Annotated in this window: 14 protein-coding genes; all 14 read left to right on the top strand. The window is 69.1% G+C overall.

What is annotated here, in order from left to right; translation table 11 throughout:
• Window positions 1-19: 19 nt before the first annotated feature.
• A complete protein-coding gene (ybeY, locus tag K8625_RS39890; RefSeq protein WP_141330607.1) occupies window positions 20-877 on the top strand; it encodes an rRNA maturation RNase YbeY in 858 nt (285 codons plus the stop codon).
• Between the two features lie 98 nt (window positions 878-975).
• Entirely contained in the window at window positions 976-2,304 is a 1,329-nt protein-coding gene (locus K8625_RS39885; RefSeq protein ID WP_223785662.1) for a DUF4105 domain-containing protein, read from the top strand.
• A 78-nt stretch (window positions 2,305-2,382) separates the two neighbouring features.
• Window positions 2,383-3,505 (top strand): peptide chain release factor 2 gene (prfB, locus tag K8625_RS39880; RefSeq protein WP_223745829.1). Its coding sequence is split into 2 segments (ribosomal slippage): window positions 2,383-2,451 and window positions 2,453-3,505, totalling 1,122 coding nucleotides; the frame shifts between segments, so codons are not numbered across the junction.
• Window positions 3,506-3,628: 123 nt separating this feature from the next.
• Complete coding sequence (locus K8625_RS39875; RefSeq protein WP_223785661.1) at window positions 3,629-4,255, top strand: sigma-70 family RNA polymerase sigma factor; 627 nt, start codon at window positions 3,629-3,631, stop codon at window positions 4,253-4,255.
• Window positions 4,252-4,635 carry an anti-sigma factor gene (locus K8625_RS39870; RefSeq protein ID WP_141330615.1) on the top strand — a complete coding sequence of 128 codons (384 nt, stop codon included), beginning with the start codon at window positions 4,252-4,254 and terminating at the stop codon, window positions 4,633-4,635. Before K8625_RS39875 ends, K8625_RS39870 begins: the two co-directional genes overlap by 4 nt.
• Before the next feature lie 73 nt (window positions 4,636-4,708).
• Window positions 4,709-6,238: a lysine--tRNA ligase gene (gene lysS, locus K8625_RS39865; protein WP_223745831.1), complete on the top strand. Its 1,530-nt coding sequence runs from the start codon at window positions 4,709-4,711 to the stop codon at window positions 6,236-6,238.
• A 12-nt stretch (window positions 6,239-6,250) separates the two neighbouring features.
• Window positions 6,251-8,650, top strand: a complete 2,400-nt coding sequence (locus tag K8625_RS39860; RefSeq protein ID WP_223785660.1) for an ABC transporter permease — start codon at window positions 6,251-6,253, stop codon at window positions 8,648-8,650.
• A gap of 2 nt (window positions 8,651-8,652) precedes the next feature.
• On the top strand, window positions 8,653-9,327 hold the full coding sequence (locus K8625_RS39855) for an ABC transporter ATP-binding protein (RefSeq protein ID WP_046714818.1): 675 nt from the start codon (window positions 8,653-8,655) through the stop codon (window positions 9,325-9,327).
• 295 nt (window positions 9,328-9,622) lie between these two features.
• Window positions 9,623-11,863: an outer membrane protein assembly factor BamA gene (gene bamA / locus K8625_RS39850; RefSeq protein WP_223745833.1), complete on the top strand. Its 2,241-nt coding sequence runs from the start codon at window positions 9,623-9,625 to the stop codon at window positions 11,861-11,863.
• 103 nt (window positions 11,864-11,966) lie between these two features.
• Entirely contained in the window at window positions 11,967-12,524 is a 558-nt protein-coding gene (locus K8625_RS39845; protein WP_223745834.1) for an OmpH family outer membrane protein, read from the top strand.
• A 12-nt stretch (window positions 12,525-12,536) separates the two neighbouring features.
• The gene (gene lpxD, locus K8625_RS39840; protein ID WP_223745835.1) at window positions 12,537-13,601 is read left to right on the top strand and encodes a UDP-3-O-(3-hydroxymyristoyl)glucosamine N-acyltransferase; all 1,065 of its coding nucleotides are present in this window, start codon (window positions 12,537-12,539) and stop codon (window positions 13,599-13,601) included.
• Window positions 13,601-14,068, top strand: a complete 468-nt coding sequence (fabZ, locus tag K8625_RS39835) for a 3-hydroxyacyl-ACP dehydratase FabZ (protein ID WP_046714814.1) — start codon at window positions 13,601-13,603, stop codon at window positions 14,066-14,068. Before lpxD ends, fabZ begins: the two co-directional genes overlap by 1 nt.
• 29 nt (window positions 14,069-14,097) lie before the next feature.
• Window positions 14,098-14,874 carry an acyl-ACP--UDP-N-acetylglucosamine O-acyltransferase gene (gene lpxA / locus K8625_RS39830; protein ID WP_046714813.1) on the top strand — a complete coding sequence of 259 codons (777 nt, stop codon included), beginning with the start codon at window positions 14,098-14,100 and terminating at the stop codon, window positions 14,872-14,874.
• A 9-nt stretch (window positions 14,875-14,883) separates the two neighbouring features.
• Complete coding sequence (locus tag K8625_RS39825; protein WP_223785658.1) at window positions 14,884-15,705, top strand: LpxI family protein; 822 nt, start codon at window positions 14,884-14,886, stop codon at window positions 15,703-15,705.
• Window positions 15,706-15,885 lie beyond the last annotated feature (180 nt).

The raw sequence follows: 15,885 nt of genomic DNA, 5'->3' as shown, positions 1-15,885 counted from the left end.
GGGTGCGAGGAGTGACGGCGTGAGACTGCGCAAGGGCAAGGTCATCCCGAGGGACGACGGCAAGCGCATCGAGGAGTTCGTGGGCGCGGCGACCACCGGCACGGACTCGGCTTCCGTGGCGCGCATGCTGGCGCCGCCGGGCTGGGCGGAGCCGGCGCAGCGGCCGGAGTTCGACGAGGTCGTGCTGGTCCTCAAGGGCGAGCTGACGCTCGTCATCGAGGGCCGCCGCGAGCGCATCGCCGCGGGCGAGGTCGGCCTGGTGCCTCGCGGCAAGCGCGTGGTGTACCGCAACGACGGCAAGGGCGCGTGTGACTACTGGTCCGTCTGCGCCCCGGCCTTCCGCCCCGAGCGCGCGCACATGGAGGCCCCCGCGCCCCCGAAGACGGAGAACGTCGTCACGCTGCAGGTGGCGCACCCCCAGGGCAAGGAGTTCGGCCGGCTGCTCACGACGTGGGCGCGCGACTACCTGACGCGCCTGTCGCTGGCGCACTGCGAGCTGTCGCTGTCGCTCGTCGACGACCGGGCCATCCGCCGGCTCAACCGCACCTGGCGCGACAAGGACAAGGCCACCGACGTGCTGAGCTTCCCCGCGGGCGATTTGCCCAAGGGGACTCCGGGCCCCCGGCCCCTGGGCGACGTGGTCATCTCCCTGGACACGGCGAAGCGGCAGGCCAAGGAGTACGGCCGCCCGCTGGAGTCGGAGATGGCGCGCTACCTGGCGCACGGGCTGCTCCACCTGTTGGGGCACGACCACGAGCGCCCGCGCGACGCCAAGCGGATGGCGGCGCTGGAGGAGGAGCTGTTGGGCGAGCGCGGCATGGTGGCGGACTCGCTCCAGGTGGACGCGAAGGCCCGCCGGGCGCGCAGCCTGATGTAGGCCTCGCACGGCTCCCTGTCGGACAATCCGGCATCCTGTCGATTGAGTCGGCCATCGCGCATGATAGGTAGGCCGCCTCCCGCGTGTTGGACACAGCCATGCTCCGCCTGTCGCTCATCGCCCTCGGTCTGCTCGGCTTGTTGCTCGCGTCTCCCGCGCATGCGCAGTCGGGGCTTGTGCCCCCCTGGGGCACGGGCGAGAGCCAGGGCGCGGACCTGGTCATCTCGCTGGCCACCTTCAGCCCCGGCGACGACGTGCCCGCCTGGTGGGGCCACGGCTCGCTGGTGGTGGAGGACCGCAAGCTCGGCGTCACCCGTCTCTACAACTACGGGATGTTCTCCTTCGACGACGCCATGCTGGCCCGCTTCGCCATGGGCCGCCTGGAGTTCTGGGTGGGGCAGGCTCGCGCGGAGGCCACCTACCGCTACTACCGCGCCGAGGACCGCGACGTCCGCATCCAGGAGCTGAACCTCACCCCGGAGCAGCGCGAGCAGGTCGCCAGGCGCCTGGCCGACAACGTCCTGCCGGAGAACCGCGAGTACCTGTATCACCACTACAACGACAACTGCGTCACGCGTCTGCGGGACATGATCGACGTGGCCACGGGGGGCCAGCTGCGCGAGGCGGACCGGGCGCCGGGGCGGATGACGCTGCGCGAGCACACGCGGCGCTACACCGCGGTGAACCCGCCGATGAGCGTGCTGCTCGACTTCATGATGAACGATGAAATCGACCACCCGATCACCCGCTGGGAGGAGGCCTTCCTCCCGGACGAGTTGGAGCAGCAGGTCGCCTCGCTCCAGGTGAAGGGCGCGGACGGCCAGCTGCGTCCGCTGGTGGCCCGGCAGTGGAACTATTACGTGGCGTCCAACCGCCCGCGTCCTCCCGTCGAGCCTCCGCCCTGGGGACCCTGGATCCTGGCGCTCGGGCTGGGGCTCGGGGGCGCGGCGCTGGGACTCGCCGCCTGGGAGCGCAAGAAGGGCGGCCGGCTGCCCCGGGTGCTGCTCGGGTTGGAGACAGCGCTGCTCGGGCTGGTGCTGGGCATCCCCGGCACGGCGCTCTTCGTCATGTGGCTGGTCACGGACCACACGGTGACGTACCGCAACGAGAACCTCTTTTTGGCCAACCCGCTGACGCTGCTCGCCATCCCCTTCGGCGTGTCCCTCATGCGGGGCAAGAACCCGAAGGCGCGCACGAGGCTGTTCAAGCTCTGGGCGGTGCTGGCGGGCAGCGGCGTGCTGGGCGTGGTGCTCAAGTTGTTGCCGCCGTTCGACCAGGACAACTGGCGGCTCATCGCGCTCATCCTGCCCATCTCCCTGGGGATGGCGGGGGCCTTCGGCCTGGAGCGCCTGCTGGCGCGGCTGCCGGGCGGGGCGCGGACGTCAGCGCGGCGGGACGGGCCCGTCGCTCGGCTCGAGGCGCCCTGAGCCCTTCACCTTCAACCCTTTCACCCGGGCGGTCGGCGAGCGTCGCCGCACGCGTCCGAAGACGAGGAACGACACACCATGGCGAACGATTCGATGGAGAAGATCAACGGCCTCAGGGAGCGCGTGTTGGCGCTCCGGGGGCATCTTTGACCTCGACCGCAAGCGCTCCCGCATCGCGCTGATTGAGCGGGACAGCACGCAGCCGAACTTCTGGGACGACAACACCAAGGCGCAGGCGATGTTGAAGGAGAAGTCCACGCTGGAGCTGAGTGTGGGCGCCTACGACAAGGTGATGCGCGGGCTGGATGACGCGCAGACGCTCCTGGAGCTGGCCGCGGAGGCCGGTGACGAGGACACGGCCCGCGAGGCGGAAGGCTCGCTCGAGGGGCTGGACGGCGAGGTCGCCAAGCTGGAGCTGGCGCGCATGCTCTCCGGCGAGCAGGACCGCAGCAGCTGCTTCATGGACATCAACGCCGGCGCCGGTGGCACGGACTCCATGGACTGGGCGGCCATGCTGCTGCGCATGTACACGCGCTACTGCGAGTCCAAGGGCTGGAAGGTTGAAATCAACGACGAGGTGCCGGGCGAGGAGGCGGGCTTCAAGAACGTCTCGCTGCGCATCGAGGGCGACTTCGCCTACGGCTACCTCAAGGCCGAGGTGGGCGTGCACCGGCTGGTGCGCATCTCCCCCTTCGACGCCAACGCGCGCCGCCAGACGGCCTTCGCGTCCGTGGACGTCTACCCGGAGGTCGATGACACCATTCAAATCGACATCCCGGAGAAGGACATCGACCTGAAGTTCATCCGGGGCGGAGGCGCCGGTGGACAGAAGGTGAACAAGACGTCCTCCACCGCGCAGCTGCGCCACCTGCCCACGGGCATCATCATCACCTGCCAGACGGAGCGCTCGCAGTCGGCCAACAAGGACATGGCCTTCAAGATTCTTCGCGGCCGCCTGTACGAGCTGGAGATGAAGAAGCGCGAGGCCCTGCGCGACGCCGCCGAGGCCGCGAAGAAGGACATCTCCTTCGGCTCGCAGATCCGCTCCTACGTGCTCGCGCCGTACCGCATGGTGAAGGACCTGCGCACCGGCGTGGAGACGGGCAACGTGGACTCGGTGCTGGACGGTGAGCTGGAGGAGTTCATCACCGCGCAGTTGTTGGGCGTGAAGAACCCCAACCGCAACGCGGCGTTGGATTAGTCACAGGTCCGGTGGAACCTTTTCCGCGCCCCGCTGTCGGAAGGCGGCGGGGCAGGGGAAAGGGGTAGGCTTCTGGGGCAGTGGCTCCTCCTGGGATGGAGGGGCCGTCGCGGGAGGACACCGGTGTCACCGGGCGGCGTGCTCGAAATCGGACAGGACGGGCCGGCCGCCGAGGCGTCCGACTCTCGGAGTGAGGACGCGGCCCTGCTGGCGCGCCTGCGTCAGGGGGACTCGGATGCGTTCGAGCAGCTGGTGCGCACCCACCAGGACCGCGTCTACGACTTCTGCGTCCGCATGCTGGGGGACCGCGAGGAGGCGCATGACCTGGTGCAGGAGATCTTCGTCAGCGTGCACCAGAACGTCCGCCGCTTCCGCGAGGACGCGCGGCTGTCCACCTGGCTGTTCCGCATCACCAAGAACCACTGCATCAACCGGCTGAAGTACCTGAAGCGCCGGGGCCGGGGCCGCTCGGAGGAGTACGACGAGACGAGCGAGGCGTGGGTGGATGGCCCGGGCGCCCCGCCCGCGCCCGACGCCGCCCTGGAGTCCGCGCGCGAGCGGGCCCGGGTGCAGTGGGCCATCTCCCAGCTGGACCCCGACGCGCGCGTGCTGGTGGCGCTGCGCGACATCGAGGGGCTGAGCTACGACGAAATCGTGGACATCACGGAGTTGCCCGAGGGCACCGTGAAGAGCCGGCTGCACCGCGCGCGCGAGAAGCTGGCCAATCTCCTGGGGCGGCTTGAGCCATGAGCCAATTCCATCGCAGACTCCCGGACGTGGACCCGCGGATGAACCACCGCGAGGCGAGGGCCCTGTTCCTCGCGCTCGCCGACGACGAGCTGCCCGCCCCCCAGGCGCAGGCGGTGCGCACGCACCTGGACGGCTGCGACGAGTGCCGCCACGGGTGGGAGGGTTATTCGCGCACGGTGCAGCGCGTGCGGGGTGTGCAGAAGGAGAAGGCCCCCCCGGCCCTGGCGTCGCTGGTGATGACGCGCGTGCGCCGCCAGCGCCGCTTCGGCCTCAAGGGCCTGCACATGGCGCATATGAACCACCGCTTCCCGGTGGAGATCCTCATCCCCCTGCTCCTGGCCGCCGCCGTGGCCGCCTTCCTGGTGATGGCCGCCCCCTGAAGCTTCCCGATGTGTTGCGTTGCGTCCCGGGGGAGCCTTGGCTACGGTGCCGCGCCTCTTGGAAGGGCGCGCGATGGCTGAAGACCAGAACAACGACCTGGGTTCGAAGGAGCAGGAAATCTACGAGCAGCGGCTGGAGAAGGCCGCGAAGTGGCGCGAGGCCGGCTTCAACCCGTACGGCAACGGCCACGCTCCCCAGCACCTCGCCGCCGACATCCTCGCCAAACATGCGGACTCCACCCCGGAGTCGCTCGAGCAGACCCCCGTCACCTACGACGTCGCGGGCCGGCTGGTCGCCATGCGCTCGTTCGGCAAGGCCGCCTTCATCAAGCTGCGGGACCGCTCGGGCGAAATCCAGGTCCACATGAAGAAGGACGCGCTGGCGGACGCGTACGAGGTCTTCAAGCTGTGTGATCTGGGCGACTTCCTGGCCGTCACCGGCACGCTGTTCCGCTCGAAGACGGGCGAGCTGACCCTGGCCGCGACGAAGTTCTCCCCGCTGACCAAGTCGCTGCGCCCGCTGCCGGAGAAGTGGCACGGCCTGACGGACGTGGAGAGTCGCTACCGCCAGCGCTACCTGGACCTGGTGTCCAACCCGGACGTGAAGCAGACGTTCCTGCGCAGGAACAAGCTGGTCCGCTTCATCCGCTCCTTCCTCGACGGGCGTGACTTCATCGAGGTGGAGACGCCCATGATGCACCCGCTGGTGACGGGCGCCGCCGCGCGGCCGTTCTCCACGCACCACAACGCGCTCGACATCGACCTGTACATGCGCATCGCTCCGGAGCTGTACCTGAAGCGACTGGTGGTGGGCGGCCTGGAGCGCGTCTACGAGGTGAACCGGAACTTCCGCAACGAGGGCATCAGCACCCGGCACAACCCCGAGTTCACCATGCTCGAGTTCTATCAGGCGTACGCCACGTACGAGGACCTGATGGACCTGAGCGAGGAGATGATTTCGGAGGCGGCCAAGGCCGTCACCGGCGACTCCAAGGTGAAGTACGGCGAGCACGTGATTGACTTCGGCAAGGGCTGGAAGCGCATCTCCATGACGGAGGCCATCCGCGAGGCGCTGGGCAGCGCGCTGTCCGACAAGGACATGTCGGACGAGGGCAAGCTGCGCCACGAACTGCTCAAGACGACGCGCGGCGAGGCCGAGCGCCGCGCCGTGGACACGATGACGCACGGTGAGCTGGTGGGCGCGCTCTTCGAGGCCCACGTCGAGCACACCCTGATCCATCCCACCTTCATCACCCATTTCCCCACCGCCGTCTCGCCGCTGGCCCGGCGCAACGACCAGAATCCGGAAATCGCGGACCGGTTCGAGCTGTTCGTGGCGGGTCGGGAAATCGCCAACGCGTTCTCCGAGCTCAACGACCCGCTGGACCAGAAGGGCCGCTTCCAGGCCCAGCTCGACGCCAAGCAGCGCGGACAGCAGGAGACGATGGACTACGACGAGGACTACATCCGCGCCCTGGAGCACGGCATGCCCCCCACGGCGGGTGAGGGCATCGGGATTGATCGCCTCGCGATGCTGTTCACGGATTCGCAGAGCATCCGCGACGTCATCCTTTTTCCGCTCCTCAAGCCACTGGCGAAGTAGCCAGGAGGCCAAGTGCACTCGGCAGAACGGCAGACCGTCCATCGCTGGAGTCTCATCTGGGCCGGAGGACTCGTGGCCCTGGTGGGCCTCATCCTCGTCGGCCTCTCCATCTCCGCCTCCGAGGCGTGGGCGGAGGTGGCCTCGGCCCTGGGCCTGTCGCTCTTCGGTTGGGGAGGGTTGGCCCAGCTCGTCGACGGCGTGATGCTGCTGCCGGCGCAGGCCGCCGCGAAGCAGTCGCTCCCCCTGGGCAGCCCCGGCTTCCTCTGGTCGGGGGCGCTCGCCTGGCTGGTGGGATGGGGGCTCATCGCCTCCGGCATCCGCCGCGCGCCCGAGCCCACGGAAGGCCCGAGCCCCGCGGCCGGCGCCCCGCTGTATCCTCGCCTGGCGCGCTACCGGGACTTCTACTGGAGCACCCTGGCGGCGTACGGCGGCGGCATCCTGCTGGCGGAGCTGGTGCTGGTGCTGCTCCAGACGGTGCTCTCCAGCGGCGTGCCCTCCACGGACCTGTCCTCCGCGCGTGACGCGGGCGGCGGTGGCTTGTCGCTCCCGCCCACGGGAGCGTTCGCCATCGCCCTGGTCGTCGCGGGCCTGGTCGCCTTCATCTCCGGCTTCGTGGGCGCTTCGCGCGCGCAGCGGCTCGCGCTGCCCGAGGCCACCATCGGCGTGCTCTACCTGGGCCTGCCGGTCCCCATCCTGCTCACGCTGATGGAGCGGATTCCGTCGCTCCAGCTCGCGCTCGGCTACCGGCTGCGCGAGGTGACGTATGTCGCGGGATTGCTGGGCCGCCCGGAGCTGGCGTACTGGCTGACCTTCACCGGGCTGGTGCTGGCGCTGGTGCTCGGCATCAACACGGGCTTCATCGCCGCCGGCAGCGGGCGCGTGGACCTGAAGCTCGGCTTCGAGCTGTTCGTCGCGCGCCGCCACGTGGCGGTGTTCCGCCCGTCGCTCCTGTTGGGGACGCTGGCGGTGCTGATGTTCGGCATCATCCCGCCGCTGCTCGTCTACTTCATCATCCGCGCCGCCGAGGCCGCGGTGGAGAAGACGCGCATCCGCTCGCTGGGCCTGTCGGACCCGCTGGCCGCTTCCGAGGCGCTGCACAAGCTGAAGCTGCGCGAGCAGTCGCCGACCATGATGATGACCGCGCTGTCGGTGGGCGGCGTGGGCGTGGGGGTCATGGCGCTCATCATCGTGCTGTCGGTGATGAGCGGCTTCGAGGCGGACCTGCAGCAGAAGATCCTCGGCACCAACGCGCACGCGGTGGTGTCGCGCTACGCGGGGGACCTGCCCGAGTACCCCAAGGTCATGGAGACCATCCGCAAGGTCCCGGGCATCGCGGGGCAGACGCCGTTCATCATCAACCAGGTGATGATCGCGTCCGAGGGCAACGTCGACGGCGTCATCATCAAGGGCATCGACCCGAAGACGGTGGGCGACGTGACGGACCTGCCCCGGAACATCCTGGGCGGCGGCTCGCTCGACATCCTCTACACGCCGGAGAAGATCCTCTCGCGTGGCGGGGACGACGAGGAGTCCGAGACCCCGGCGGGGGAGGGTGACGAGGCGCCCGCGGAGGACGACATCATCCGCCGCACCGGCCCCGCCAAGAAGGCGGCGGCGGTGCTGCCCGGCATCGTGATTGGCCGGGAGCTGGCCGCGTCCCTGCGCGTGGTGGTGGGGGACCGCGTCAACGTCGTGTCCCCGCTGGGCACCGAGCTGTCCCCGTCCGGCCCCGTCCCCAAGAACCGCGCCTACCGGGTGGCGGCCATCTTCTACTCGGGGATGTACGAGTACGACTCCAAGTTCGTCTACATCCTGCTCAAGGAAGCGCAGGACTTCTTCGGCGTCCAGGGCGCGTCCGGCATCGAATTGAAGGTGCTCGACATCGACGACGCGCGCCGCATCGCCGGGCAGGTGGTGAAGGCGCTGGGCGGCTACCCCTACCGGGCCCGCGACTGGGGCGAGATGAACAAGAACCTCTTCTCCGCGCTGCGCCTGGAGAAGCTGGTGATGGGCATCATCCTCTCCATCATCATCATCGTCGCCGCGGGCCTCATCGTCGCCACCGTCATCATGCTCGTGCTGGAGAAGCGCAAGGAGATCTCCGTGCTCAAGGCGCTGGGCGTCCCCGATGGCGGCATCGTGAAGATCTTCCTCGCCGAGGGGCTCCAGATTGGCGTCGCCGGCGGCCTGTTGGGCCTGTTCTCCGGCCTGTCGTGGTGCCTCTTCATCGAGAAGGTCGGCATCAAGCTGGACCCCGAGGTCTATTACATCCCCGCGCTGCCGGTGCGCGTGGAGCCCCTGCAGACCGCGCTGGCCGTCGTCATCGCGGTGCTCGTCACGTACCTGGCCTCCATCTACCCGGCCCTCAAGGCCAGCAGCGTGGAGCCGGTGGAAGGGTTGAAGGCGGAGTAGCCATGACGCTGTTGTCCATCCGCAACGTCTTCAAGAGCTACTTCCTGCACGGCAAGCGCATCGACGTGCTGCGCGCGGTGTCGCTCGACATCGGCAAGGGAGAGCTCGTCTCGCTGGTGGGCGCCTCCGGCGCGGGGAAGAGCACCTTCCTGCACGTGCTGGGCACCCTGGACGCGCCGGCCGCCGGGGAGGTCTTCTTCGAGGGCCGCTCCGTGTTCGCCATGAACGACGCGGAGATCGCCGAGTTCCGCAACCAGACGATGGGCTTCGTCTTCCAGAGCCACTACCTGCTGCCGGAGTTCACCGCCCTGGAGAACGTGGCCATGCCCGCGCTCATCCAGCGCAAGGACCGCGCCGGCGCCTATACCTACGCCCGGGAGCTCCTGGAGCGGGTGGGACTGGGACAGCGGGTGGACCACAGGCCGGGGGAACTGTCCGGTGGTGAAGCCCAGCGGGTGGCCCTGGCGCGCGCCCTGGTGCTCAAGCCCGCCGTCCTGCTCGCCGACGAGCCGACCGGCAACCTGGACCCGGCCACGGGCGAGGGCATCCATCAGCTCCTGAGGGACGTCAACCGGGACCTGGGCATCACCGCCGTGGTCGTCACCCACAATGAAACCCTGGCCCGTTCCATGCCCCGCCGCCTGCGGTTGGCAGGGGGGCAGGTGTCGGAGGCTTGATGGCTCCGCGCTTTTGGATTGAGGGTCTTCGGCCCCTTCTCGTAGATTGCCCCGCCTTTTCCTGGCCGGTCTCCCCTTGAGGCACCCCGTTCTGTCGCGCAAGTCACTGCTCCCGCTGCTAGCGGTCGTCCTGTGGTCGCTCGTGCCCGGCTCCGTCCAGGCGCAGGTGAACGGGGGTGCGCCTTCCGAGGCCCCGGTTCCGAGCTCCCCCGCGCCCGCAACCCCGACTCCCGCGCGTCCCCCGGACGCCCCCGTCGACGAAGAGGCTCCCCCCGAGGACGGCGACCCCGACCGGGTGGTGGAGATTCGCGTCGAGGGCAACAAGCGCGTGGAGGCCGAGGCCATCCGCCGCGCCCTGCGCACCCGGGTGGGCCAGACGCTGGACGCGTCCAAGTCCGCCGAGGACCTCCGCGCCGTCTGGGCCCTGGGCTACTTCACCAACGTGGAGCTGCTCGTGCAGCGGCTGCCCCGGGGCGTGGCCTACGTCGTCCGCGTGGAGGAGCGGCCCATCGTCCGGGCCGTGAACCTCAAGGGCAACGAGGAGCTCAGCCGCGACGACCTCAAGGACGAGCTCGACGCCAAGCCCAACACCATCCTGGACATGGAAGCCGTGCGCAGCACGGTGAAGAAGATCCAGGCCAAGTACGTGGAGAAGGGCTACTTCCTCGCCGAGGTGACCCACCAGATCAAGCCCTCCGAGACGGGGGGCAGCGTGGACGTCATCATCATCATCAACGAGCACGCCAAGGTGATGGTGAAGCAGATCACCTTCATCGGCGCGGAGAAGGTCCCCGCCCAGGAGCTCAAGGAGACGATGATCACCCGCGAGGGTGGCTACTTCTCCTTCTTCACCGGCGAGGGCACCTACCGCGAGGAGGCCTTCCAGCGCGACCTGGCCGTCATCCAGATCGCCTACTTCGACCGGGGCTTCATCAACGTCAAGATCGACAAGCCCACCGTCCAGCTCTCCGCCGACAAGCGCTACATCTACATCACCCTGCGCATCGAGGAGGGTGAGGCCTACGACATCGGGAAGATCGACTTCTCCGGCGACCTGCTCGACGACGTGTCGAAGGAGCGCATGGCGCAGCTGATGAAGTCGACGCCGGGCCAGCGCTTCAACCGCTCGCAGCTGTCGCAGGACATCGTCGGCCTGTCGGACGTGTATTACGACCGGGGCTACGCGTACGCGAACATCAACCCCGTCACCAGCGTCAACGCCAACAACCGCACGGTGGACCTGACCTTCGACGTGCAGAAGGGCCCCCAGGTCACCATCGAGCGCATCAACGTCGTCGGCAACAGCAAGACGCGCGACAAGGTCATCCGCCGCGAGCTGCGCGTCTACGAGGGCGAGCTGTACAGTGGCACCGGCGTGCGCCGCAGCAAGGACCGCGTCACCGCGCTGGGCTTCTTCGAGACGGTGGAGATCACCCAGAGCGCCGGCAGCACCGACGACACCATCGTCCTCCAGGTGGAGGTGAAGGAGAAGGCCACCGGCACCTTCCAGGTGGGCCTGGGCTTCTCCAACGTGGAGAACTTCATCTTCACGGCGCAGATCGCCCAGAACAACTTCCTGGGCTGGGGCCAGAGCGTCTCCGCGTCCGCGCAGATCTCCGGCCTGCGCTCGCTGGTGCAGCTGTCGTTCTACGACCCGTACTTCCTGGACACGAACTACCTCCTGTCCGCGGAGTTCTTCCGCGTCCAGGCCGACTACGACGGCTTCATCCGCAACTCCACCGGCGGCACCGTCTCCATCGGCTACCAGTTCATCGACGACCTGCTGGGCACCATCGGCTACACGCGTGAATGGGTGAACGTGGAGGCGGGCTCCAACCTGGGCGCGGTGCTGCTGGCCAACCAGTTCCTGTCCGGCACCACCAGCGCGGCGCGCCTGTCGCTCTCGTTCGACCGCCGCGACAACCGCCTGTTCCCCTCGCGCGGCTTCATCCACTTCGGCTCGGTGGAGCTGGCCCCGGACTTCCTGGGCGGCACGTTCCTCTTCAACCGGTACACCGCGTACTCGCGCCTGTACTTCCCCATGCCGCTGGGCTTCGTCTTCAAGACGAACGCCACCATCGGCTACATCCAGCAGCTCGACTCGAACAAGCCGCTGCCCATCTCCGAGCTGTACTACGTGGGTGGCATCAACAGCGTCCGCGGCTACTACCTGCGCAGCATCAGCCCCTCGGTGAAGGTGCCCCGCTCCGGCAGTCCGGACGCCACCGTCACGGACTTCCTCGTCGGCGGCAACAAGCAGCTCGTCTTCAACTTCGAGCTGGAGTTCCCCATCTTCGAGAAGGCCGGCCTGAGGGGTGTGCTCTTCTACGACGCCGGCAACGCCTTCGCGTCGAGCGAGCGCTTCTTCCAGGACCGACAGAACGACCTGCCGCTCGGCCTCTTCCACTCGGCGGGCTTCGGGTTCCGGTGGTTCAGCCCCATCGGCCCGCTGCGCTTCGAGTGGGGCATCCCGCTCACCAGGCGGCCGGAGGACGACCGGATTCTGTTCGAGTTCACTATCGGCAACTTCTTCTGATAAGCCGTCGCCTGTCGTCCCGGCCCCGCCCTGGCGGGAAGGGTTGAACAAGCCCGGGCGTCTGACGTCGGACCCTGTACCCTTCCCTGAGGAGCTGTTGAACATGTCGCTTCGCACCACTGTCGCGGCCTTGGCCGCCGTCCTGTCGCTTGCCCTGCCGGTGGCCGCCTCGGCCGCCGAACTGAAGGTCGCCTACGTGGACCTCCAGCGCGTCCTGCTCGAGGTGGATGACGGCAAGGCCGCCAAGGCCCGTCTCCAGAAGTGGTTGGATGACAAGCAGAAGGAGATCGACAAGGAGCAGACCGCCCTGCGTGCCGAGAAGGAGACGCTCGACAAGCAGGCGAGCGCGATGACGGCCGAGGTGCGCGCCCAGAAGGAGGGCGAGCTGCAGAAGAAGGTGATGGTGCTCGCCCAGAAGTGGGAGAAGAGCCGGGGCGAGGCGGCCAACAAGGAGCGCCAGGAGATGGAGCCCATCATCAACAAGATCGACCAGGTGGTGGCCTCCATCGCGCAGCGCGATGACCTGGGCATGGTCCTGGACAAGCGGGACTCGGGCATCGTCTTCGCGAAGGCCCAGTACGACATCTCCAACGAGGTCATCCGGGCCTACAACGGCTCCGGCAAGAAGACGACGGCGGCCAAGGACGCCCCGACGAAGTAGCCCCGCGCTCCCGTGAAGACCTCTCCCGCACCCCGACGGCTCGGGGAGCTCGCCGCCCTCGTCGGTGGCGAGCTTCTCGGCGACCCTGAGCAGCTCATCCACGGACTCAACGGGCTCGAGGAAGCCGGCCCGGGAGACGTGTCCTTCTACGGAAACACGCGCTACCGCCGCCAGTTCGAGGCCTCCCGCGCCTCGGCCGTGCTGGTGGGCACCAGCGAGCCGGCCCGCGAGGGCGTGGCGCTGGTGCGCGTGTCCAATCCGCACCTGGCCTACGCGCGGCTCTTGCGCGTGTTCCACCCCGACGTGCGTCCCGCCCCCGGCATCCGCCCGGGCGCGTGGGTGCACCCGGAGGCCACCGTGCACCCGGAGGCCAGCGTGCTCGCCGGCGCGACGGTGGAGGCGGGCGCGAAGGTGGGCGCGCGCTCGGTGCTGTATCCCGGCGCCTACGTGGGCGAGCACGCCTCCGTCGGCGAGGACAGCGTGCTGCACCCCAACGTCACGGTGCGCGAGCGCTGTGTGGTGGGCTCGCGCGTCATCCTCCACGCCGGCAGCGTGGTGGGCGCGGACGGCTTCGGCTTCGCCTTCGACCCGGAAGGGGAAGACGGGCCCCAGCACTTCAAGATTCCCCAGGTCGGCATCGTCCGCATCGAGGACGACGTCGAGGTGGGCGCGTGCACCTGCATCGATCGCGCGACGGTGGGCGAGACGGTGGTGGGGCGCGGCACCAAGCTCGACAACCTGGTGCAGATCGCCCACAACGTCCGCGTGGGGCCGCTGGCGCTCATCTGCGCGCAGGCGGGCGTGTCCGGCTCGGCCGAGGTGGGCACCGGCGTGGTGCTCGCGGGCCAGGTGGGCGTGGTGGGCCACATCCGCGTGGGTGACCTGGCCAAGGTCGGCGCCCAGTCCGGCGTGGCCCATGACGTCCCCGACGGACAGATCGTGAGCGGCAGCCCGGCCATCCCCCACCGTGAGTGGCTCCGGGCCAGCGCGGCCTCGGGGCAGGTGGCGGACCTGCTCAAGGAAATGCGCGCCCTGCGCAAAAGGGTGGAGCAGCTCGAGAAGGAGAAGGGCCCGTGATGGACATCGGCGAAATCCAGAACCTGCTGCCGCACCGGTACCCGTTCCTCCTCATCGACCGGGTGGTGGAGATTGTTCCCGGCCAGCGCATCACCGCCTACAAGAACGTCACCATCAACGAGCCCTTCTTCAACGGCCACTTCCCCGGCCACCCGGTGATGCCCGGCGTGCTCATCCTGGAGGCGCTCGCCCAGGCCTCGGCCATCCTCGCGTACAAGAGCGAGAACATGGACCCGAGCCAGAAGGTGACCTACCTGATGGGCGTGGACGGGGCGCGCTTCCGCAAGCCGGTGGTGCCCGGAGACAGGCTGCAGCTGGGAATCGAAGTGCTGCGCCACAAGGGCGCCGTGTGGAAGACGAAGGGCACGGCGACGGTGGATGGCGTGAAGGTCGCCGAAGGCGAGTTCCTGGCCACGGTGGTGGACAAGGACAAGGGCGCGACGGCGGAAGAGGGCGCGGCGTCCTGACCGCGGGCCCGCGAGGTAGAGGAGACGACATGGCTCAGGTTCATCCCACCGCGGTGGTTCACCCCGATGCGCGTCTGCACGAGTCGGTCCACGTTGGACCGTACTCGGTCATCGGACCGCAGGTGACGATTGGCGAGGGCTCCCACGTGGGCCCTCACGTCGTCATCGAGGGCCGCACGACGCTCGGCGCGCGCAACCGCATCTTCCAGTTCGCCTCGGTGGGGGCGGACCCGCAGGACCTCAAGTACGCGGGGGAGGACACCGAGCTCACGCTCGGCGACGACAACCAGATTCGCGAGTTCGTCACCCTGCACAAGGGCACGGCGGGCGGCGGCGGCGCCACGCGCGTCGGCAACGGCAACCTCTTCATGGCCAACAGCCATGTCGCCCACGACTGCGTCGTCGGCGACGGGTGCCGCATCGGCAACGGGTCCGCGCTCGCGGGCCACGTGACGATGGAGGACCACGTCATCATCAGCGGCCTGGCGGCGGTGCATCAGTTCACCCGCCTGGGCCGCTTCGCCTTCATCTCCGGCGGGGCCATGGTCACCATGGACATCCCCCCGTACGCCACGGCGCAGGGAGACCGGGCGGAGCTGGTGGGGCTCAACACCGTGGGTCTGGAGCGCGGCGGGTTCACCAAGGACCAGATTGAACGCATCAAGGAGGCCCACCGCATCCTGTTCCGCTCCAAGCTGGGGCTGCAGGAGGCGCTGGGGCGGCTGCGCACGGAGCTGGGCGGCCACCCGGAAGTGGACCACCTGGTGTCCTTCATCTCCCAGAGCAAGCGCGGCCTGACGCGCTAGGCTGTGGACATGGAGCACGCACCTCCGGACGGTCGCATCGGCCTCATCGCGGGCAACGGTCAGCTTCCCCTCTTGTTCGCGCGCGCCGCGCGGGCCCGGGGGCTGGAGGTGGTGGCCGTGGCCCACAAGGGCGAGACGAACCCGGCCCTGGCCTCGGAGGTGGGCTCGCTCACCTGGGTGCGGGTGGGGCAGGTCAACCGCATCCAGAAGGCCTTCGTCGCCGCAGGCGTGAAGCAGGCGGCCATGGCGGGCGGCATCGGCCGGGTGAAGGCCCTGTCCGAGGCCCGGCCGGACCTGGGCGCGGTGCGCATCATCTCCCGGCTGCGCAGCTTCCGGGATGATGCGCTGCTGCGCGCGGTGGCCGCGGACTTCGAGTCGCGCGGCATCACCATCATCGCCCCCACGGACTTCCTCGGGGAGGTGCTGTGCCCCGAGGGGCACCTGGCCGGCCCCGAGCTGAGCCCCACGCAGCAGCAGGACGTGGCGCTGGGGCGCGAGGTGGCGGCGTTGCTGGGGCAGGCGGACGTGGGCCAGACGGTGGTGGTGCACCAGGGCCACGTGCTGGCGCTCGAGGCCGTGGAGGGCACGGACGAGGCCATCCGCCGGGGCGGCAAGCTGGGCGGCGCGGGCGCGGTGGTCGTCAAGCGCTGCAAGCCGCAGCAGGACCTGCGCTTCGACCTGCCCGCCGCGGGGCCCCGCACGCTGGAGGTCATGAAGGAAGTGGGCGCCCGGGTGCTGGCGCTGGAGGCCGGGCGCACGGTGCTGCTGGACGCGCCGGAGCTCTTCGCCAACGCGCGCGCGGCGGGAATCACGCTCGTCGGCGTGCGGTAGCGGCCCCCTTCTCGCGCCCGGGCAGGAGAGGGCCTGGTGGCCGTCCCCCCGGCTGCCCTGAGAGGTGTGGCGCGCGGGAATGAATGTCGGCGCGCTTCTCGCGTCTGGCTCGCGAGGCGTTTCCACGCTCGCGAAGCATTTCCACGCGGGGGACACCGTCCTACCCTGGCGCGGAGGAAT

It is taken from the genome of Myxococcus sp. AS-1-15, assembly GCF_020037055.1.
Classification (GTDB): Bacteria; Myxococcota; Myxococcia; order Myxococcales; family Myxococcaceae; genus Myxococcus; species Myxococcus fulvus.
Note: the sequence above shows the minus strand (reverse complement) of the source record. Positions and strands in the feature narration are given on the sequence as shown.